The 19,852-nt window shown below is 70.6% G+C and carries 23 protein-coding genes and 1 pseudogene; 19 read left to right on the top strand and 5 right to left on the bottom strand.

Features of this window, described 5'->3' with window-relative positions:
* The first annotated feature begins 51 nt into the window (after positions 1-51).
* From folP to AB0L64_RS21550, 9 genes are all read left to right on the top strand, one after another.
* Positions 52-849 (top strand): dihydropteroate synthase, encoded by a 798-nt coding sequence (gene folP, locus AB0L64_RS21510; protein WP_363713490.1) that lies wholly within the window; start codon positions 52-54, stop codon positions 847-849.
* Positions 846-1,319, top strand: coding sequence for a nuclear transport factor 2 family protein (locus AB0L64_RS21515; protein ID WP_363712547.1), 474 nt, complete (start codon positions 846-848; stop codon positions 1,317-1,319). The genes folP and AB0L64_RS21515 overlap by 4 nt, the downstream gene beginning before the upstream one ends.
* A 76-nt stretch (positions 1,320-1,395) precedes the next feature.
* Positions 1,396-1,785 (top strand): dihydroneopterin aldolase, encoded by a 390-nt coding sequence (gene folB, locus AB0L64_RS21520; RefSeq protein ID WP_363712549.1) that lies wholly within the window; start codon positions 1,396-1,398, stop codon positions 1,783-1,785.
* Positions 1,782-2,339 carry a 2-amino-4-hydroxy-6-hydroxymethyldihydropteridine diphosphokinase gene (gene folK / locus AB0L64_RS21525; protein ID WP_355694802.1) on the top strand — a complete coding sequence of 186 codons (558 nt, stop codon included), beginning with the start codon at positions 1,782-1,784 and terminating at the stop codon, positions 2,337-2,339. The genes folB and folK overlap by 4 nt, the downstream gene beginning before the upstream one ends.
* Positions 2,340-2,407: 68 nt before the next feature.
* Positions 2,408-2,860: a DUF3180 domain-containing protein gene (locus AB0L64_RS21530; RefSeq protein ID WP_363713491.1), complete on the top strand. Its 453-nt coding sequence runs from the start codon at positions 2,408-2,410 to the stop codon at positions 2,858-2,860.
* Positions 2,861-2,955: 95 nt separating this feature from the next.
* The gene (locus AB0L64_RS21535; protein ID WP_355694798.1) at positions 2,956-3,312 is read left to right on the top strand and encodes a hypothetical protein; all 357 of its coding nucleotides are present in this window, start codon (positions 2,956-2,958) and stop codon (positions 3,310-3,312) included.
* A gap of 22 nt (positions 3,313-3,334) precedes the next feature.
* Positions 3,335-3,730 carry a hypothetical protein gene (locus AB0L64_RS21540; protein WP_363712551.1) on the top strand — a complete coding sequence of 132 codons (396 nt, stop codon included), beginning with the start codon at positions 3,335-3,337 and terminating at the stop codon, positions 3,728-3,730.
* A gap of 165 nt (positions 3,731-3,895) precedes the next feature.
* The gene (locus AB0L64_RS21545) at positions 3,896-4,681 is read left to right on the top strand and encodes an inositol monophosphatase family protein (RefSeq protein ID WP_363712553.1); all 786 of its coding nucleotides are present in this window, start codon (positions 3,896-3,898) and stop codon (positions 4,679-4,681) included.
* Between the two features lie 6 nt (positions 4,682-4,687).
* Complete coding sequence (locus tag AB0L64_RS21550; protein WP_363712555.1) at positions 4,688-5,383, top strand: NAD(P)-binding domain-containing protein; 696 nt, start codon at positions 4,688-4,690, stop codon at positions 5,381-5,383.
* A gap of 6 nt (positions 5,384-5,389) precedes the next feature.
* Here AB0L64_RS21550 and AB0L64_RS21555 read toward each other — a convergent pair whose 3' ends face one another.
* Positions 5,390-6,589, bottom strand: coding sequence for an NADH-quinone oxidoreductase subunit D (locus tag AB0L64_RS21555; protein WP_363712557.1), 1,200 nt, complete (start codon positions 6,587-6,589; stop codon positions 5,390-5,392).
* A gap of 26 nt (positions 6,590-6,615) precedes the next feature.
* Here AB0L64_RS21555 and AB0L64_RS21560 point away from each other — a divergent pair, with 26 nt between their 5' ends.
* Positions 6,616-7,104: a PH domain-containing protein gene (locus AB0L64_RS21560; RefSeq protein ID WP_363712559.1), complete on the top strand. Its 489-nt coding sequence runs from the start codon at positions 6,616-6,618 to the stop codon at positions 7,102-7,104.
* 158 nt (positions 7,105-7,262) lie between these two features.
* A pseudogene (locus tag AB0L64_RS21565) lies at positions 7,263-8,354 on the top strand (PH domain-containing protein); the annotation flags it as partial.
* A gap of 17 nt (positions 8,355-8,371) precedes the next feature.
* On the opposite strand, the gene AB0L64_RS21570 reads toward AB0L64_RS21565, so the two are convergent.
* Both AB0L64_RS21570 and AB0L64_RS21575 read right to left on the bottom strand, forming a co-directional pair.
* Positions 8,372-9,253: an SAM-dependent methyltransferase gene (locus AB0L64_RS21570; RefSeq protein ID WP_363712561.1), complete on the bottom strand. Its 882-nt coding sequence runs from the start codon at positions 9,251-9,253 to the stop codon at positions 8,372-8,374.
* Positions 9,250-9,810: a 2'-5' RNA ligase family protein gene (locus AB0L64_RS21575; RefSeq protein ID WP_363712563.1), complete on the bottom strand. Its 561-nt coding sequence runs from the start codon at positions 9,808-9,810 to the stop codon at positions 9,250-9,252. Before AB0L64_RS21575 ends, AB0L64_RS21570 begins: the two co-directional genes overlap by 4 nt.
* Positions 9,811-9,892: 82 nt before the next feature.
* Between AB0L64_RS21575 and AB0L64_RS21580 the strand changes: the two genes are divergently transcribed.
* The 7 genes from AB0L64_RS21580 (at position 9,893) to AB0L64_RS21610 (ending at position 17,122) form a co-directional block, all read left to right on the top strand.
* Complete coding sequence (locus AB0L64_RS21580; protein WP_363712565.1) at positions 9,893-10,768, top strand: Rossmann-like and DUF2520 domain-containing protein; 876 nt, start codon at positions 9,893-9,895, stop codon at positions 10,766-10,768.
* On the top strand, positions 10,765-11,592 hold the full coding sequence (gene panC / locus AB0L64_RS21585) for a pantoate--beta-alanine ligase (RefSeq protein WP_355481933.1): 828 nt from the start codon (positions 10,765-10,767) through the stop codon (positions 11,590-11,592). The genes AB0L64_RS21580 and panC overlap by 4 nt, the downstream gene beginning before the upstream one ends.
* A 261-nt stretch (positions 11,593-11,853) precedes the next feature.
* A complete protein-coding gene (locus AB0L64_RS21590; RefSeq protein ID WP_363712567.1) occupies positions 11,854-13,521 on the top strand; it encodes an L-aspartate oxidase in 1,668 nt (555 codons plus the stop codon).
* Entirely contained in the window at positions 13,514-14,368 is an 855-nt protein-coding gene (gene nadC / locus AB0L64_RS21595; RefSeq protein ID WP_363712569.1) for a carboxylating nicotinate-nucleotide diphosphorylase, read from the top strand. Before AB0L64_RS21590 ends, nadC begins: the two co-directional genes overlap by 8 nt.
* Complete coding sequence (locus AB0L64_RS21600) at positions 14,368-15,132, top strand: type III pantothenate kinase (protein WP_363712570.1); 765 nt, start codon at positions 14,368-14,370, stop codon at positions 15,130-15,132. Before nadC ends, AB0L64_RS21600 begins: the two co-directional genes overlap by 1 nt.
* A 77-nt stretch (positions 15,133-15,209) precedes the next feature.
* Entirely contained in the window at positions 15,210-15,656 is a 447-nt protein-coding gene (locus AB0L64_RS21605; RefSeq protein ID WP_363712572.1) for a DUF6220 domain-containing protein, read from the top strand.
* A gap of 29 nt (positions 15,657-15,685) precedes the next feature.
* Positions 15,686-17,122: a multicopper oxidase family protein gene (locus AB0L64_RS21610; RefSeq protein ID WP_363712574.1), complete on the top strand. Its 1,437-nt coding sequence runs from the start codon at positions 15,686-15,688 to the stop codon at positions 17,120-17,122.
* Here AB0L64_RS21610 and AB0L64_RS21615 read toward each other — a convergent pair.
* Entirely contained in the window at positions 17,110-17,670 is a 561-nt protein-coding gene (locus AB0L64_RS21615) for a carboxymuconolactone decarboxylase family protein (RefSeq protein ID WP_363712576.1), read from the bottom strand. The two genes, AB0L64_RS21610 and AB0L64_RS21615, sit on opposite strands and share 13 nt — an antisense overlap.
* A 180-nt stretch (positions 17,671-17,850) precedes the next feature.
* Here AB0L64_RS21615 and AB0L64_RS21620 point away from each other — a divergent pair, with 180 nt between their 5' ends.
* Entirely contained in the window at positions 17,851-19,158 is a 1,308-nt protein-coding gene (locus AB0L64_RS21620; protein WP_363712578.1) for a hypothetical protein, read from the top strand.
* On the opposite strand, the gene AB0L64_RS21625 is transcribed toward AB0L64_RS21620, so the two are convergent.
* Entirely contained in the window at positions 19,144-19,812 is a 669-nt protein-coding gene (locus AB0L64_RS21625) for a DedA family protein (protein WP_363712580.1), read from the bottom strand. The genes AB0L64_RS21620 and AB0L64_RS21625 overlap by 15 nt on opposite strands.
* Positions 19,813-19,852 lie beyond the last annotated feature (40 nt).

Genomic DNA, 19,852 nt, shown 5'->3' on the forward strand with positions numbered 1-19,852 from the left:
GCGCCGTGGGGTCACGTCGACGGGTTGCCGGTCCTGGACCGGTGCCTCGTCATGGGTGTGGTGAACGTGACACCGGACTCGTTCTCGGACGGCGGCGAGTGGTTCGAGCCGAGTGCCGCGATCAAGCACGGCCGGGAGTTGCTGGCCGAGGGCGCCGACCTGCTGGACGTGGGTGGTGAGTCGACCCGCCCGGGTGCGGTCCGGCCGTCGCCGAAGGAGGAGATCCGCCGGGTGATCCCGGTCGTCGAGACCCTCGCCGCGGAAGGCGCGATCATCTCGGTCGACACCATGCGGGCGAACGTCGCCGAGCTGGCCCTCGACGCCGGCGCCACGATGATCAACGACGTGTCCGGCGGGCAGGCCGATCCGGACATGCTCCCGCTGGTCGCCGAGCGCCGCACGCCGTACCTGTGCATGCACTGGCGCGGGCACTCGATCGACATGCAGAACAAGGCCGAGTACGCCGACGTGGTCGCGGAGGTGATCGCCGAGCTGGGCGAACGCCTCGACGTGATCAGCCGCGCGGGCATCGACCTGAACCGGGTCGCCCTCGACCCCGGCCTCGGTTTCGCGAAGAACGCGGAGCACAACTGGGAGATTCTTCGCCGGTTGCGGGAATTCGCCGTCCTGGAAAGACCGTTGCTGATCGGTGCGTCCCGGAAGACGTTCCTCGGTAGGCTGCTCGCCGACGAGCAGACCGGTGAACCCAGACCGGCCGTACGACGAGACGACGCGAGCGTGGCCGTATCCGCCCTGGCCGCCGCCGCGGGTGCCTGGTGTGTCCGGGCCCACGCGGTGGCACCGAACGCGGACGCGGTCCGGGTGGCGAAGAGATGGGGAACCGTATGACGGACGGACCGCGGCAGGACGGCGCGCCCAAGGGGTCGGCCGGCGCCACGGTGGAGGACGTCGTGCTGCAGGCCAACACCGCCTTCTACAACGCGTTCGAGGCGGGCGACCTGGACCTGATGGCGGCCGTCTGGCTGCCGGAGCCGGACCCGGTGTGCATCCATCCCGGAAACGCGGCCATTTCCGGGTACGCCGAGATGATGCGGGCCTGGGCGATGATCTTCGCGAACACGCCGTACATCCAGTTCTTCCTCACCGACGTGCAGGTGCGGGTGGACGGCGACGTGGCCTACGTCACGTGTACGGAGAACGTGCTGTCGTCCGGCGAGGGCGCCCCGGAGGAGGGGTTCGCGGGCGGGAAGGCGCTCGCGACCAACGTCTTCCGCAGAACTTCCAGCGGCTGGCGGTTGTGGATCCACCATGCCTCACCGGTACTGTCGTCTGGGGGCCCACAGGAGGAGGCGCCGTGAGCGAGCGGAGCGAGGTCACCATCAAGCACTGTGCGCCTCGTGCCTCATCCGCGCCCGCAGCGAAGCGAGGACGCGGATGAGTAATCCCACATGTCCTCCTGATGTGATCGAGATCCGTGGCATCCGAGGGTTCGGGCGCCACGGGGTGTTCGACCACGAGCGGGCCGACGGGCAGGAGTTCGTCGTGGACGTCCGGCTGGAGCTGGACACCCGGCCCGCGGCGGCTTCCGACGCCCTGGCCGACACCGTGAACTACGGGGTGGTGGCCGAGCGGGTGCACCAGGCGATCGAGACCGACCCGGTGGACCTGATCGAGACCCTCGCCCAGCGGATCGCCGACCTCTGTCTCGCCGACGAGCGGGTGACAGCGACGGCGGTCACCATCCACAAACCCTCGGCGCCGATCACGGTGCCGTTCGACGACGTTGTCCTGACCGTGCAGCGCAGAGCCGGAGAATCCTCGTGACTGAGACCCCTAGTCCCCACGTCATCGACGCGGACACCCTGAGCGGCGGCCTGAAGCCGATCCGCCAGGTGATCCTGTCGCTCGGCAGCAATCTCGGCGACCGTGAGGCGAACCTGCAGGGCGCGGTCGACGCGCTGCGGGACACCCCGGACGTCGTGGTGGTCGAGGTCTCGCCGGTGTACGAGACCGAACCCGTGGGCGGCCCGGACGAGTCCGGTCCGTACCTGAACATCGTCCTGCTCGCGGACACCACGCTGGCCGTCGATCTGCTGCTGGAGCGGGCACACGCGGTCGAGCAGGCGTTCGGCCGGGAGCGCAGTGTCCCGGGCGCGCCGCGGACCCTCGACGTCGACCTGATCACCTACGGGCAGAAGACGATCGAGACCGAGGAACTGACCATCCCGCACCCGCGGGCGCACGAGCGTGCGTTCGTGCTGGCGCCCTGGCTCGACATCGAGCGGGACGCCGTCCTGCCGGGCCACGGCCCGGTCGCGGAGTTGCTCGCCAAGGTCGGAACCGACGGCGTGACCAAGCTCGACATCGAGCTGCAGTAGTGGTGTCCGGCGGTACCGAGCCCGGCCGGGCGCCCCGGGACGACAGTCAGGGCCCGCCTCCGGGTTCGGTGCGGCCGACGTCACGGCGGCTGCTGGTCGCAATCGCCGTTCTCGGTGTCGCGGTCGGCGTCACGCTGGTGAAGGCGATCGAGTCCGGCGGCGGGGTCGCGCCCGCGGTGTCGTGGCTGACGCTGATCGCCTGGGCGTTCCTGGCCGCGTTGCTGTTCGCCGCTGCGCGCAACACGCATCAGCGGATCCAGGTGCGCCGGGAGCGGATCGAACCGTCGCGTGCGGTCTTCCTGTTGATGATCGGCAAGGCGAGCGCGTTTGTCGGCGCGTTGTGCACCGGTGTGTACGCAGGGTTCGCGTTAAGCTTCCTGCAAGCGATGGGCTCTTCGGGGCCCCGTAACCGGGTGATCATGGCCGGAGCAGCGGCGGTGATCTCGGTGCTGGTCGTCACGGCCGGATTGTTGCTCGAACGCGCGTGTCGGATTCCCGAGGACCCCGACGAGACCCCTTAACATGACGACCCATGGGGTCAAGGGGTAGCCGCCGTCGAACCAGGACCACAGTTCTCACCGTTGCCAACGCATCGCTGATCGTTGTCTGCCTGGGCGTGAGTATCGCGCTTTTCTCGCAGAATGCCTGGATCCTCCGGGCCGCCGCAGTCGGTGCAGCTCTGGTCGCGATCGCTGCTGCCTTCCTGTTCCGCCACCAGTTGCTGGTCGAGCGGCTCGCCCACTCCGACGAGCGCGCACAGGTCGCGCAGGAGTACTCGCGGATCACCAGCGCGCGCGTGGTCGAGAACGCGGAGTTCGTCGACCTGATGCAGCGCCGGCTGGACAAGATCGACCAGCGGCTCGACAAGATCGACCAGGAGGTCGCGACCGTCGTGGCCGCCGGCGACAAGCACTCGCAGGCCGACGCGCCGACCGTCGTGGACCTCAAGCTCCGAGGCCTGGCCGCGTCCTGAGTCCGCCCCCATACTGCGGTGTATGGGGCTGGACGCACGCTATCCGGCTGTGACGATGAACGACCCGAACGGGCACGTCACGGTCTACAACGAGGACCATCTGCCGATCGGCCAGCTGGGGCCGACGCCGTACGAGTCGCCGTCGGTGAACGTGACGTGCCGGCGCAAGGCCTGGGACGACCTGTACTGGTACCGCCTGCTGAACCCCGAGGGCTTCCCGTTCCCGGCCGACGAGGCGTACGTCTCCGCCGACGAGACCCACGAGCTGAACCCCGGCCAGCCGTACGAAATCCCGGAATGCGCGTCCGGCTGCCCGATCCAGTTCGGCAAGGCAGCCGCCGTCGGCGCACTGGCCATCGGCGGAGCAGCGGCGGCCGCCGCCTGGCGCCGCAGGCGCCGCGCCCTCGGAATCGCCTGACCCACAACCGCCTGCCCCAGCCGCCGCCCGCCCGGGCCATTTGAGGGGTTAACCGTCTGGCATGCCCGTTCCTGCGCCGCAGGCGAGGTGTGAAGGGGCCGTTTGCGGGGTGAACCACTGAGATGGCGCGGGGTGGGTGGGCGCACGTCGCGTAGGTTCGTGGGTGTGGATCTTGCGAAGCTGTTGAAGGTTGGCCAAGCTGCCGTCGAGCGTGGGCGGGAGGTGACCGAGCGGATGGCGCCGGGGGAGCTGACGGTCAAAGGGGACCGGGACATGGCCTCCGAGGTGGATTTCGCGGTGGAGCGGGAGGTGCGGGCCTTCCTCGAGCGGGAGACGCCGGAAATCGGCGTGCTGGGCGAGGAGGAGGGCGGCGCCACCGACGGCACCCGCTGGGTGCTGGACCCGGTCGACGGCACGGTGAACTTCATTCACGGCGTACCGCTGTGGGCGATCTCGCTCGGCCTGATCCACGAGGGCCGCGCCGTCGCGGGCGTGATCGACCACCCGGCGCTCGGTGCGACGTACGCGGCCGCCGAGGGGCTGGGCGCGACCCGCGACGGGAAGCCGATCCGGGGCAGCGAGTGCACCGACCTGTCCGACGCGTTGGTTGCCGTCGGCGACTATGCCGTCGGGCCGGACGCGGACCAGGTGAACGCGGACCGGATCGCCCTCACCCAGCGGCTGTACCCGCGCGTGCAGCGCCTCCGGATGATCGGTACGGCGGCCACCGCGCTGACCTGGACGGCGAACGGGTACTTCGACGCGCTGATCATGTTCTCCAACAAGCCCTGGGACACGATGGCCGGCGTGGCGATCTGCCGCGAGGCCGGCGTCACCGTGCTGGACCTCGACGGCACCGGCCACTCGCCGGAGTCCCGCGGCGTCTTCGCGGTCGCCGACGGCATCCGCGAACCGCTGCAGGACCTACTCACCGCGCCGCGAGGTCAGTGAGGCACCGTGGCGACGCTCGGGGTCATCGGCAGCGGCAACATCGGGTCGGTGGTGGCGTGGCTCGCCGTCGGCGCAGGCCTCGACGTGGTGATGGCGAACTCGCGCGGTCCGGAGAGCCTGGTGGACAAGGCCCGCACCCTCGGCATCCGGGCCGGGACCGTCGACGAGGCCGCGCGGGCGGGGGACTGGGTCCTGGTGAGCATCCCGCTCGGACGGTACGCCGAGCTGCCGGTGGCGCCGTTCGCGGGCAAGGTCGTGCTGGACACGATGAACTACTACCCGCGGCGTGACGGCCGGATCGACCGGCTCGACCGCGAGGTGGTGACGACGGCGCAGCTCCTGCAGGAACGGTTGCCCGAAGCCCACACGGTGAAGGCGTTCAACAACATCGCCGCGCGGAACATCGTGACACTGGCCAGGCCGGCCGACGCGCCGGATCGCAGCGCGCTGCCGATCGCCGGCGACGACGCGGACGCGAAGGCCGCGGCCACGGACCTGATCCGGATGCTCGGGTTCGACGTGGTCGACGTCGGTCCGCTGAGCGAGAGCTGGCGATTCGAACCGGAGACGGCCGCGTACGTGACGCCGTACCTGTCCAAGGCGAAGCAGCACCCCGATCCGGGGAAGCCGCTGCCGGTGGCCCGGCTCGTGCAGTTGATCGCCGCCGCCCATCGCCCACCGGTGGCCCGGCGCGACGTCTGACGGGCGTTACTTGTCGATGTCGCCGACGACGAAGAACAAGCTGCCGAGGATCGCGATCATGTCGGGGATCATCGTGCCGGGGAGCAGGGCGGGCAGTGCGGAGATGTTGTTGAAGCTGGCCGAGCGGAGCTTCAGCCGCCACGGGGTCTTGTCGCCGCGGGAGACCAGGTAGTAGCCGTTGATGCCGAGCGGGCTCTCGGTCCAGGCGTAGGTCTGGCCCTCGGGGACCTTCAGGATCTTCGGCAGCCGGACGTTGACCGGTCCGGCGGGCAGCGTCGACAGCTTGTCGAGGCAGGCGTCGACCAGGTCCAGCGAGACCTTCACCTGGTCGAGCAGGACGGCGAAGCGCGCGAAGCAGTCGCCCTCGGGGCGGGTCACGACGCGCAGCACGTCCTGCAGCTCGCCGTACGCCAGGTAGGGCTCGTCGCGGCGCAGGTCGGCGTCCACGCCGGAGGCGCGGGCGATCGGGCCGGAGACGCCGTACTGCGCGACCAGTTCCGGGGAGAGCTTGCCGACGCCGACGGTGCGCGCGCGGAAGATCTCGTTGCCGAGGATGATCTCCTCGATGTCGGGCAGCCGGGTGCGGACCGCGGCGGAGGCGGCGGCCGCGCGGCCGAGCCAGCCGTACGGCAGGTCCTCCTTGAGGCCGCCGACCCGGTTGAACATGTAATGCATCCGGCCGCCGGACAGCTCCTCCATCACCGCCTGGATCGTCTCCCGCTCGCGGAACGCGTAGAACACCGGCGTGATCGCGCCGAGCTCCAGCGGGTACGAGCCGAGGAACATCAGGTGGTTCAGGACCCGGTTCAGCTCGGCCAGCAGGGTCCGCAGCCAGACGGCCCGGACGGGAACCTCGAGGCCCATCATCCGCTCGACCGCGTGCACCACGCCGAGCTCGTTCGCGAACGCCGACAGCCAGTCGTGCCGGTTCGCCAGGACGATGATCTGCCGGTAGTCGCGGACCTCGAACAGCTTCTCCGCGCCGCGGTGCATGTAGCCGATGATCGGCTCGCAGCCGACGATCCGCTCACCGTCGAGGGTCAGCCGCAGGCGCAGCACGCCGTGCGTCGCCGGGTGCTGGGGCCCGATGTTGAGCACCATGTCGGTGGTGGCCAGCTCCGAACCGCTCCCGGTCCCGCCCCGCTCGTAGGCAGGGTCGAATCCGGCGGATCCCGCTCCGACTCCCACGACTCGTTCCGTACTCATGACCACTATCGTGACAGGCTTTACCTGTGGACGACCTCTTCGCACCCTCCGATGTCAGCTGGACGCCGGTCTCGCCGAAGCTGGCCACGCTGCGGCGGCTGAACGCGGCGATCGTCGCCGGCCTGGCCGCGATCGCGGCACTGCTCGCGCTCGGACTGACGGTGGGCTGGCAGTACGGCCTGCTCGCGGTCGTGGTGATCGTGCTGGCCCTCGGCTGGACTTGGGTGCTGATCGGCCGCAACCAGCGGTCCTGGAGGTACGCCGAACGCGAGGACGAGCTGCTGGTCAGTCACGGGGTGATGTTCCGCGAGCTGGTCGTCGTACCGTACGGCCGGATGCAGTTCGTGGACGTGACGGCCGGGCCGCTGGAGCGTGCGTACGGGATGGCCACCGTGGAGCTGCACACGGCGACGCCGGCGACCGACGCGAAGATCCCGGGGCTGCACCCGGACGAGGCCGGCCGGCTGCGTGACCGCTTGTCCGCCCTCGGCCAGGCGCAGGCGTGGGGCCTGTGACCGAGCAGACCGCCGAGGTCGTCGGACAACGGCTTCACCCGCTCACCCCCTTCGTCAAGGGCTGGGGGTACTTCGTCGTCGCGGCCTTCGCGCTGGTCAACAACGAGGGCCTGCGGACCAACCTGACGATCGCGGGTATCGGACTGGCCGCCGTACTCGTGGGCGGCATCCTGCTCGGCGCACTGTCCTGGTGGTTCACCAAGTGGCAGCTGACCGCCGAGGCGATCCGGGTCGACAGCGGGTTCCTGTTCCGCCGGACCCGGATCATCCGCTTCGACCGGATCCAGGCGATCGACGTGGCGCAGCCGTTCGTCGCCCGCTTGTTCGGCATGGCCGAGCTGCGGATGGACGTGGCCGGCGGCGGCAAGAGCGACGGGAAGCTGAGCTTCTTCCGGTACGAGGAGGCGCAGCAGCTCCGCACCATCCTGCTGGTCCGGGCCAAGGGAGAGCAGGCCGCCGAACAGCAGGCCCACGAGCAGCAGGCCGAGGCGGTGGCTCCGCCGCTGCTGACCGTTCCGACGAGCCGCCTGCTCGGTGCGACGCTGTTGTCGTCCACGGTCGTCGCCAGTGCCGGTGCACTGATCTGGCTGATCGTCGCGACGATGGTGCTGGACTTCCACATCGGTCTGTGGGCCGGTCTACCGCTGTTGCTGGGTGTCGTGCAGCCGATCTGGAAGCAGGTCGTGGGGAACCACGGGTTCACGCTGTCGGAGTCCAGCCATGGACTGCGGACCAAGCGCGGCCTGTTCGACGTCCAGCGGCAGACCGTTCCGCCTGGCCGGGTGCAGGGCCTGCTGATCACCGAGCCGCTGATCTGGCGGTTGCTCGGCTGGTCGCGCGTCGAGCTGGACATCGCCGGCGTCGCCGGCCAGCGGGAGGACGGCGACGACCTGCTCGAGGGTGCACAGTTGCTGCCGGTGGGTGAGCGCGCCGAGGTGGCGTACGTACTCGCCCGCGTACTGCCTGGCCTCGATCTGAGCCGCATCCAGATGCACCCGGCTCCGGAGCGCGCAAAATGGCTGCGGCCGATCGGCTGGCGGTTCTTGGCGTACGGCGTCGACGGGCAGGTCATGGTCACCACGCGTGGCTGGGTGAGCCGCCGTACGTCGATCGTGCTGCACCACAAGACGCAGTCGGTCCGGCTGGAGCAGGGGCCGCTGCAGCGGCGTCTCGGGCTGGCGAACGTCCACGTGGACACGCCGCTGGGGCCGACGGACGCCACGGCACTGCACCGCGATCAGGTGGAGGCTGCGGCGCTTGTGGAGGCTCAGGCGGACAGGGCGCGCGAGGCACGCCGTACGGTGGCCGCGTCCGCCGCGGTCCAGACCCAGCCGAACCCGCCGAGTCCAGCCGGGTCGAGCAACTCGGCCGCCTCACCTGCTGACGACAGCTCGGACAGGTAGCGCCTGGCGTCCGTCTGAGCCAGCTCCAGGCTCGGGCGGGCCCCGCTGACACCCAGCGCGCGCAGGGCGTCACGCTGGCTCAGGATGATGCCGCCGAGCGAGTCGAGCGCCACGTGCGCGGTGATGTCGCAGGTCCCGTCGGGTGCCGGGTCGCATTCCCGTCCGTCGCGGAAGCCGGTCAGGGTCCCGTACGGCGGTCTGGACGCCTTGACGTGCCCGTAGTCGATGGCGATCGCGAGACTTCCCGCAGTGAGGCGACTGACCACGTCGGCCCAGGACTGATCGCGAGGGACTCCGACCTCGGCCCGATCACCAGGCTCGCCTGGCCACCACTTCTCGAGCCAGCGGAGATCGTTGCCTTCTACAACCGGCCCTGGGGTCAGGTCGGCGAGGAGATAGCGGGGAAGGCCCTCGTCGTCCCACTCGACGACCTCGCACGGGACGTTGTCGAGCCACTCGTTCGCGACCACCAGGCCGTGCAGGCGGTCGGGCAGCGCGTCGTCGAGCTCCATGTCCAGGACCTTCAGGCCCTCGGCACGCAGGACCTGGCCCAGTTCGCCGGAGCCGGCGCCGATGTCGACGACCGTGGTGACCTCGAGCCGACGAGCCAGCCGTGCGATCGCCTGTCCGAAGAGCGCGGACGCGTGCACCGACGTACGGAAATGGGCGGACGGGCGCTCCCGGCGGTAGAAGCCGTCAGGGCCGTAGAGCGCCCGTTCCCAGGCCGCGCAGTACGTCTCGGTCATCCGGAACCCAGCGGCACGGCACCGATCTGGCCCCACACACCGGCAGCGTCCTCCCGCCACAGCCCCAGCTCGGTCAACTGCACGGTCGGCGCCGGGGCCGCGGCCAGCGCGGCGTTCGCCTCGGCGACCACGGCCGGGCCGCCCTGCGCGGACGACGAGATCGTCAGGTGCGGATGCGGGTCCGGGAACTCACCACCGTACGGCGGGCACTCGGGGAACGCGGCGACCACGGACAGCAGGATCGAGCGCACCGTGTCGAACGGCTCCGGGCGCAGCCACGCCGTACCGTTCGGGAACTGGCCGGCCGTCGGGAAGCTGAGCTCGAACGGTTCGATGGCCGCCACGGCCGACCGGAGCCGGTCCACGTCGGAGTCGGTGGGCTCGGCGACCCACGGCACCAGCACGGTCACGTGCGGCGGGATCAGCTCGGTCAGCGGGACCTGCGGCCGCGCCGTCGACCGGGACACCGAGCGCCAGCGGTCCGTGGCCGCCGCGAGCTCCGGGACTGTGATCAGAATCGCCGTCAATTCGGTGCCAGCTGCCCATGCATCACTCACCGCGCCATGCTCTCATCACCTACCCTGACAGGTAGATCGTCTGGTACCCCGCTGCGGGACTGGAACGAGAAGAGAGTGAGTGATGGAACGGATCGGCTTGATCGGAGCCGGCCGGGCCGGGACCGCCTTGGGAGCAGCCATGGCGGCAGCCGGACATCGGTTGGTCGGAGTCACCGCGCGGTCGGACGCGTCCCGGGAACGCGCCGCCCGCCTTCTGCCCGCTGTGCCCGTGCTGACCCCCGACGAGGTCACCAGGAGCGCGGACGTCGTCCTGGTCGCCGTACCGGACGACCTGATCCGCGACGTGGCGCACACACTGCCGCTGACCAGCGCGCAGTACGTCGTTCATCTGTCCGGAGCGCACGGTCTGGCCCCACTGGCCGGCCTCGCCGCGACACCGGTCGCGCTGCACCCCTCGATGACCTTTTCCGGCGGCCCGGTGCAGCTGGACGGGGTCATGTTCACCGCGACCGCCCCGGACGCCGCCCGGTCGCTCGTCGAGCGTCTGGTGAAGGTGCTGGGCGCGCAGGTGCAGTGGGTCCCCGACGAGCAGCGTGCGCGGTACCACGCGGGTCTCGTCCACGGCGCGAACCACCTGACCACGCTGGTCACGCAGGCGGTCGCCGTACTGCGGGAGGCCGGCGTGTCGGATCCGGCGGCGACACTGCGCCCCCTGCTGGCCGCAACCCTCGACAACACGCTGCGATCCGGTCATCATGCGCTCACCGGGCCGATCGCCCGGGGCGATGCCGACACGGTGGCAGCACATCTGGAAGCACTGCGAGGCAGTACCGGGAGCAGCACGCAGCGCAGGATCGCGAGCACGTACGCCGAGCTGGCCCGCGCGACGGTCGAGCTGGCCGCGGCGGACGGCCGGCTGGACGCGGAGACGGTCCGCCGATTGACCGAGGTACTGGACGGGCACCAGGCAGATCGGACAGGGGAGGCACCTCGATGAGACTCACCCAGACCAAAGCCGAGCTGCGGGCGGCAGCCGCGATCCGGCCGCGCGCGGTCGTGATGACCATGGGGGCTCTGCACGACGGCCATGCCGCGTTGCTGGCCGAGGCGCGCGAACGGGTCGGACCGGACGGCAGCGTGGTCCTGACGATCTTCGTGAACCCGTTGCAGTTCGGGCCGACCGAGGACTTCGACCGGTACCCGCGGACGCTGGCCAGCGACCTGGCGATCGCGAAGAACGAGGGCGTCGACCTGGTCTTCAACCCGTCCCGCGACGAGCTGTACCCGAACGAGCCGTCGATCACCGTGCACCCCGGTCCGTTGGCGGACGAGCTGGAGGGTGTGTTCCGGCCCGGTCACTTCTCCGGCGTACTGACCGTGGTGTCGAAGCTGCTGCACCTCACGGCGCCGGACCTGGCGCTGTTCGGCGAGAAGGACTACCAGCAGCTGACGCTGATCCGCGAGATGGTCTGCGACCTCGACATGGACGTGGACATCGTGCCGGTGCCGACCGTGCGGGAGGCGGACGGTCTCGCGCTCTCCTCACGCAACCGGTACCTGAGCGAGACCGAGCGTGACGAGGCCCTGGTGCTGTACCGGGCACTGAGCGCCGGCGCGAAGGCCGGGATGAACGGGCCGGACGCGGTGATGGCCGCCGCACAGGCCGAGCTCGAGGCGGTGCCGTCGGTGAAGATCGACTATCTCGCGCTGCGGGCCCCCGATCTCGGCCCGGTGATCGGCCCGGGCGAGGCCCGGATGCTGATCGCCGCCCGCGTCGGCCTGACCCGTCTCATCGACAACATTTCCATCACTCTCAGATGAAATCGGTTGATACGGTCCCTGAATGACTGTGCTGATGCCACGCCTCCGGCGCGGCGGGTCACGGGGCTGTAACTCCCGCCCTTCCCTCGTCGCTCCGGTCGCTGTGCTGAATGTCGCGACTCCGTCGCGACGGGCCCTGGGGCTGGAACTCCCGGTCTTCCCTCGTCGCTCCGGTCGCTTCGCTCCCTCCGCTCCTCAGTCCAGACCGGGAGGCCCCAGGACCGGGCTCCCTGCGCTCCTCAGTCCAGGGCGGGAGGCCCCGTGACGGGACCCGCTGTTCCGCAACGGCTGGCCGCGCCGGAACCTGGCTGGACCGACACCGTCGACGTGGTGGTGATCGGGTCCGGGGTCGCCGGACTGACCGCCGCGCTCAAGGCCCGCGAGCTGGGCTCCGTACTGGTGGTGACGAAGGACGTCGTCGCCTCCGGCTCCACGCAGTGGGCGCAGGGCGGCATCGCCGCCGCCCTCGACCCGGAGGACTCACCCGAGGAGCACCTGCAGGACACGCTCGTGGCGGGCGCCGGGCTGAGCGACCCGGAGGCCGTCCGGGTGCTCGTCACCGAGGGACCGGACGCCGTCCGCGACCTGATCGAGCTGGGCGCGCGCTTCGACACGATGGCCGACGGCGAGATCTCGCTCGGTCGCGAGGGCGGCCACCACCGCAACCGGATCGCGCACGCCGGCGGCGACGCGACCGGCGCCGAGATCGAGCGCGCCCTGGTCGCCGCGGTCAAGCGCGCCAAGGACATCCGGCTGATCGAGCACGCCCTCGTCCTCGACCTGCTGACCGCGGCCGACGGCGCGATCGCCGGCGTCACGTTGCACGTGATGGGCGAAGGCCAGCTCGACGGTGTCGGCGCGATCCGGACCAGGGTGGTGATCCTCGCCTCCGGCGGACTCGGGCAGTTGTACGCGGCAACGACCAATCCGAGCGTGTCCACCGGCGACGGCATGGCACTCGCGCTGCGGGCCGGCGCGAAGGTGCGGGACCTGGAGTTCGTGCAGTTCCACCCGACCGTGCTCTGGCTGGGCAAGAGCGCGAAAGGCCAGCAGCCGTTGGTTTCCGAGGCGGTCCGCGGTGAAGGCGCGTTTCTCGTCGACCACGCCGGCAAGCGGTTCATGCAGGGCCGGCACGAGCTCGCCGACCTCGCGCCGCGCGACATCGTGGCGAAGGCGATTATGCGCCAGATGCTTGCCACCGGCAAGGACCATGTGTACCTGGACGCCCGGCACTTCGGCGACGAGAAGTGGCGGGTGCGGTTCCCGACCATCCTCGCGTCCTGCCGGTCGCACGGTATCGACCCGGTCCGCGAACTGATCCCGGTCGCGCCCGCCTGCCACTACTCGTCCGGCGGCGTGTGGACCGACCTGAACGGCCGGACCTCGGTGCCCGGCCTGTACGCGTGCGGTGAGGTCGCGTGCACCGGCGTCCACGGCGCCAACCGGCTGGCCTCGAACTCGTTGCTCGAAGGGCTCGTCTTCGCCCGCCGGATCGCCGCGCACCTCGCCGACGGCCTGCCCCCGCGGCGCGAGCCGGTCGTGGACCGCCGTACGGCGGGGCTCGTCGATGCGGACGCCGTCCCCGAGGTGCAGCGGGCGATGACCGTCGGCGCCGGCGTGATCCGGAGCGCGGCCGGCCTCTCGGAGGCGGGTGCGGTGATCGGCAAACTGATCGAGCAGCCGGCCGGCGAGCCCGGGACCCCGGGCTGGGAGGCGACGAACCTGGTGACGGTCGCCTCCGCCCTGATCGCCGCCGCGACCGCGCGCGAAGAAAGCCGCGGCGCGCACTGGCGGGAGGACCACCCGGACCGCGATGATCTGCACTGGTCCGGAAGCCTGGACCTGACCCTGCCGGCGGTGGCCGAGCAGGCTGTGCCGCGGACCACGTTTGTTCCGCGCGAATCCGAGGAGAATGACCGGCATGGATGAGACAGTCGACCGCCAGTGGGTCGGTGACCTCGTGCGGGCCACCATCGAGGAGGACCTGGCCGGGGGCGTCGACGTGACGACCACCGCCACGGTCGACCCGGATCAGGTCTCGGTCGCCGAGCTGGTCGCCCGTGCCGACGGTGTGGTGGCCGGCCTGGAGATCGCGGAGCTGGTGCTGCGTCAGGTCGCCGCGCCGGACGAGATCGAGCTCGAGTTCACGGTCCGCGACGGTGCCTCGGTACGGCGCGGTGACGTGCTCATGACGGTGCGTGGCAAGACCCGGCAGCTGCTCACGGCCGAGCGCACCACGCTGAACCTGCTCTGCCACCTGAGCGGCGTCGCGACGCTGACCCGGCGCTGGGTGGACGAGGTCGACGGCACCGGCGCGGTGATCCGCGACACCCGCAAGACGATGCCGCTGCTGAGGTCCCTGGAGAAGTACGCCGTCCGCTGCGGCGGCGGGAAGAACCACCGGATGGGCCTGTCCGACGCCGCGCTGATCAAGGACAACCACGTGATCGCGGCCGGCGGCGTCGCGGAGGCGTTCCGGCTGGTGCGCAAGGCGTACCCGGAGATCTCGATCGAGGTCGAGGTGGACTCGGTCGAGGACGCCCTGATCGCGGTCGAGTCCGGCGCCGAGCTGATCCTGCTGGACAACATGGACGTCCCGCTGCTGCGGGAGGCGGTCGAGAAGGTGGCCGGCCGGTCGAAGCTCGAGGCGTCCGGCGGGCTGACGCTGGACAAGGCGCGCGCGGTCGCCGAGACCGGCGTCGACTATCTCGCGATCGGCGCGCTGACGCACTCCGCCCCGGTGCTCGACATCGCGTTGGACCTGAAGGAGTCCTGATGCTGCTGGCCGTGGCCGTGGAGAACACCAGGACGCTGGTCGGCCTGGTGTTCGAGGGCACGGTCAAGCGGCACTGGTGGGTCGGGACCGATCCGCGGCGGACGGCGGACGAGTGGGCCGTGCTGCTGCAGGGCCTGCTCACGGGTGAGTCGCCGGTGTCCGGGATCGCCGTGTCCTCCGCCGTACCGCACGTGTTGCACGAACTACGCGACGTCGTGGCGCGCTACTACCAGGGGGTGCCCAGCATCGTCGTCGAGCCCGGCGTGAAGACCGGGCTGCCGGTGCTGGTGGACAACCCGCGCGAGGTCGGCACGGACCGGATCGCGAACGCGCTGGCGGCGGTGACGCTGTACGGCGCGCCCTGCCTGGTCGTCGACGTCGGTACGGCGATCACGATCGACGTGGTCAACCCGGCCGGCGCCTTCGTCGGCGGAGTGATTGCCCCGGGCATCGAAACCGCGACCGACGCGCTCGGCGAGGCGGCCGCGCAGCTGCGCCGCGTCGAGCTGGTCCGGCCGCGCTCGGTGGTCGCGAAGAACACCGTGGAGGCCCTGCAGTCCGGCGCGATCCACGGTTTCGCCGCGCTGGTCGACGGCCTGGTCGCGCGGATCCGGACCGAGCAGTCTCTCGACGAAGACCTCCCGGTCGTCCTCACCGGTGCACTCGCGCCGCTGCTCGCCGGCCAGCTCGGGACGCCGGTCCGCGACGAACCGTTGCTGACCCTGCGCGGCCTGTATCAGGCCTTCGCCCGCAACCACGGCTGACCCGGACAACCTCTTGTGCCCTTGACGTGACCTGGCTCACTATGAGCCCAGGGTGAGTTCAGGGGGATGGGGGAAGTATGAGGTCTGTTTACCGTGCCTTGGCCGGGCTCGTGGCGATCGGTGTGGTGGTCCAGGCGATGGCGATCGCCCTCGCGTGGTTCACGGTCATCAAGGACGTCGACGACGGCCTGGTGTTCACGAAGGACTCCGACGCCAACGCGGGGCACATGATCCACACCATCGTCGGCAGCGCGGTGATCCCGTTGCTCGCGATCCTGTTGCTGATCGTCTCGTTCTTCGCGAAGGTCGACGGCGGCGTCCGGTGGGCGCTCTACGTCTTCGGCCTGGTCGCGTTGCAGTTCGGGCTGGCCGCGGCCTCCTTCGGCGCACCGGTGATCGGCGCGCTGCACGGGCTGAACGCGTTCGCCCTGCTCGCGGTCGCGGCGATGGCCTCGCGGCGCGCGGCCGGACCGGCCCCGGTGGCCGCCGAGGCTCCGGCCACGACCACCGAGACCACGCCGTAGATGCCGTTGGCAACTGACGGGCGGCGGCCGTGACCCTGCGGCGGCCGGCTCGTCGTGCGCTGATCGCGATCGTCGCGACGATCGTCGTGCTCGCGCCGCTCGGGTTCTTCTGGCAGCGGAGCCTGGTCCCGAACGACCTGTCGCCGATGGCGATGGGGTACGCCGACTACGGCGGCGGCCCGGCGACCGCGCACGACCATCACGGCACGGACGTTCGTCAGCTGACGGGTCCCGTGGACCAGAGGCCCGACGTCGTGGTGGATCTGGTGGCGCGCCAGGAGCGCTTCGACATCCCAGGTCGCGGGTCCATGGACGGGTACACGCTGAACCACACGTCGCCCGGTCCCCGGATCGTCGCGAACCAGGGCGATCTGGTGCAGGTCACGCTGCGCAACGAGAACGTTGCCGACGGCATCACCCTGCACTGGCACGGTGTCGACGTACCGAACGCCGAGGACGGTGTCGCGGGTGTCACGCAGGACGCCGTCGGACCCGGCCAGTCGTTCGTGTACCGCTTCGTCGCGAAGGACGCCGGCACGTACTGGTACCACTCACACCAGGTGTCGCACGAGCAGGTGCGGAAGGGCCTGTACGGTGTCCTGGTCGTACAGCCGGCGCCGACAGACGTGGTCGCCGCGGTCCACACCTACGACAAGGTCCGCACGGTCAACGGCGAGTACGGCGAACGGCGCGTGAAGGCGCCGGGCCCGATCACACGCGTCCGGCTGATCAACACCGACAACGGGCCGCTGGCGGTCTGGGTCGACGGCGCGCCGTACAAGCTGGTCGCGGTCGACGGGACCGACGTGAACGGACCGACCGAGGTGAGCGGGAAGTCGGTGCTCGTCACGGCGGGCGGCCGGATCGACCTCGAGGTGCCGACGTCGAAGGCGGTCCGGATCGGCCTCGGCGGAGGACCGACGACGCTGGTGATCGGGGACGGCGACGCACCGGCCGGGACCGAGCCGCGCGAGCGGGTCGACCTGCTGAGCTACGGATCGGCGCGACCGCTCGGGTTCGATCCGGCGAAGGCCACCCGCTCGTTCCGGTACGACATCGGCCGGCGGATCGGGTTCTTCGACGGCAAGCCCGGGCTGTGGTGGACGATCAACGGGCACCAGTTCCCGGACGTGCCGATGTTCGTGGTCAGCGAGGGCGACGTGGTCCGGATGACGATCGCGAACACCTCCGGTCAGGTCCATCCCATGCACCTGCACGGCCATCACGTCGTCGTCCTGAGTCGTGACGGGGTGCGCGCGACCGGGAGTCCGTGGTGGACGGACTCCCTCAACGTCGAGGACAAGGAGACCTACGAGGTCGCCTTCGTGGCCGACAACCCGGGGATCTGGATGGACCACTGCCACAACCTCCCGCATGCCGCGCAAGGCCTGGTGACGCACCTGATGTACGCCGGTGCCACGACCGGGTACCACCTCGGCGGCGCGCCGGACAATCAGCCCGAGTAGATCGGGCGGCCGACCGTCAGCGCCGCACGCAGCGTGTCGGGCAGGCCGTTGAACGCCGAGTCCGGCTGGGTGCCGGTGGCGTCGAGAGTCTTGGAGAAGAAGGACCGCGCCGCGGCGGCCAGGACGACGTCGAGCACGTCGGCGTCGGACAGGCCGAGCGTTCGCAGCTCGTCGACATCGGCCTGCGTGACCGTGTCGGCGGCGAGCGCGACCTTCCGCGCGAACGCCATCACCGCGCGGTCGACCGGGTCGTTCGGCGGCTCGTCCAGCAGCGCCACGACTTCCTCGGCGGTGTAGAACTTGTCGGCCAGCACCTGCCCGTGCGCGAGGCTGCAGTAGCTCGACTTCAGCGCGGTCGCGGCGGCCAGCGTGGCGAGCTCGTAGCGGCGCAGGTCCATGGACTCCTTGATCGCGCCGTTGAGCTGTTTCCAGGCCTCGTAGACCGCGGGCCGCGCCGCGAACGCGTGGACGTAGTTGGGCACGTGCCCCGCCGGCGCCCGGTTCGCCTCGAACAGCTCCGGATCGCTCGGCGTCTCGATGAATGCCATCGTGGTTCCCCCTCAGTGGCTTAGAGGTCGGGCGGCGAGCTGACGCCTGCTGCGCGCCGCCACCTCGCCGCCCGACCTCTACCTCACGGTAAATGGGGGGTACCGATCCGGCAACGGTCCTGGGGAAAGGGCACCTGGGACTGGGTATGGTTCACCCGGTCGGTCGTGAGGAGACGAGGGATGGGCGGAATGCGGCGGGTGCTCGCCGTGGCGCTGGCGATGGTGGCCGGGGCCGTCTCGCTGACGGCTTGCGCCTCGGACCCGGCGCCGACCGACGTCGCCGTCGCCTGGGCGCCGAACGGGCGGCCGGCGGTGGTGGTGACCTGGAAGGACGCCGCCCAGCCGAACCGGATCACGATCGAGGGCGTGCTCAGCGAGAGCCCGTCGTACGTGAAGTACATCCCGGCCGGCGATCCGAACCGGTGGGAGATCCCGACCTCGGCGTTCCCGCCGGACGGGAACTACAAGATCGCCGTGGCGACCGGGACGTCCCAGGGCGGGGTGACCAGCGATCTGACCAGGTCGCCGGTGTTCGACACCGACGGGCCGGTGCTGCCGACCGCGGCCGCGGTGGCCCCGCAGGGCCGCGGGATCCTGGTCAGGTGGTCGGTGCCGGCCGCGCCGCAGGACTTCACCCCGAACGATCCGCTGGACGTGAAAGGCAAGAAGACCCAGCGGTACGTGCCGATGATCGGGCGGCCCGGCCAGATGCTCAAAGTGATCGGCCCGGCGACGACCTCGAACCGGCAGGTGGTCAAGAGCGTCAAACCGCCGTACGTCTTCCAGTTGCGCACCCAGAACGAGTGGAGCACCCGGGCCGGCGGGCAGGTGCTCGGGCTGACCAGTTCGATCAACGCGGCCGTCCCGGCGCTGGCCCAGTTCAGTGTGCCGATCCGGATCCGCGGGCGGGTCATCCTGCACCAGGTCGGCTGCGACCTCGAGTCGCCGTGCACGAGCAAGCGCGCGACGCCGGCCGGCGTACCGGTCGTGGTGCTGACCCAGGTGGCGCCCGGTGCCCGGTGGACGCCGGCCGCGCGCGGGTCGACGACGGGCGGCGGGTACTACGACATCGCGGTGCCGACCGGCGGCAGCCGCCCGTACAAGATCATCGTTCCGGAGTACGTCAAGGGCGGGATGCTGACCGGTACGTCGACGAGCAGGCCGGCGTACACGAAGAGCGTCGTCCGGGTCGCGTCGGCCGGTTTCGCCGGCGGCGACACCGCGGTCGCGCGCGGCTCGACGGTGACCGTGTCGGTGGCGGTGAAGCCGGCCATGAACACGATCGTGATGCTGCAGGCGTGGAACCGGCAGACCCGGCGATGGGTGGACTCCAAGGCGCTGCCGATGCGTCGCGGCCAGGCGGCGCTGGCGTTCAAGGCGGCGCAGCCGGGCGACTTCGTCTACCGGTTCGTGATTCCCGGCGCGATGATGTTCGGTCGGCCGATGGACGGGACCACCACGCCGCAGCTGGCGCTACACGTCCGCTGACTCGACCGCCGGGGCGACGTCGAGCACCTCGGTCTGCTCCCGGCGGCGCTTGCGGACCTTGCGGACGACGTACAGCACGACTACCGCGACGCCGACCGCGATCAGCGCGGCGACCGACACCCGGCCGAAGATCCGGTCGGCGTTGTCGCCGATCTTGTACGCGACGAGGCCGATCGTGGTCGCCCAGGCGATGCCGCCGGCGGCGTTCGCGGCCAGGAACCGCGGGTAGTGCATCCGCAGCATGCCGGCCATCGGGCCCGCGAAGATCCGCAGCAGGGCGACGAACCGGCCGAAGAACACCGTCCAGACGCCGTACTTGTGGAAGTACTTCTCGGCCCGCACGATCCGGTCCTCGGAGAAGTGGTGGAAGCGGCGGCCGAGCCGTTCGAACAGCCGGCGGCCGGCCTTGCGGCCGATGAAGTAGCCGATCGAGTCGCCGACGATCGCGCCCACCGCCGCGGCCAGGATCACGAACTCGATCTTCAGGTGGTGCTGCTGCGACGCGAGCAGCGCGGCGGCGATCAGCGTGGTCTCACCGGGCAGCGGCACCCCCATGCTCTCCACTCCGATGACAAGTCCGACCACCAGGTACGCCAGGACGGCCACCCCGGACGGGATGGCGATCGCCTGCGCGATCAGCAGAGGTTCCCCCATGCACCCATAGTGACATCGTGGGACAACCGATTTGGTGACC

Origin of the sequence: Kribbella sp. NPDC051936 (assembly GCF_040680955.1) — a bacterium.
GTDB lineage: Bacteria > Actinomycetota > Actinomycetes > Propionibacteriales > Kribbellaceae > Kribbella.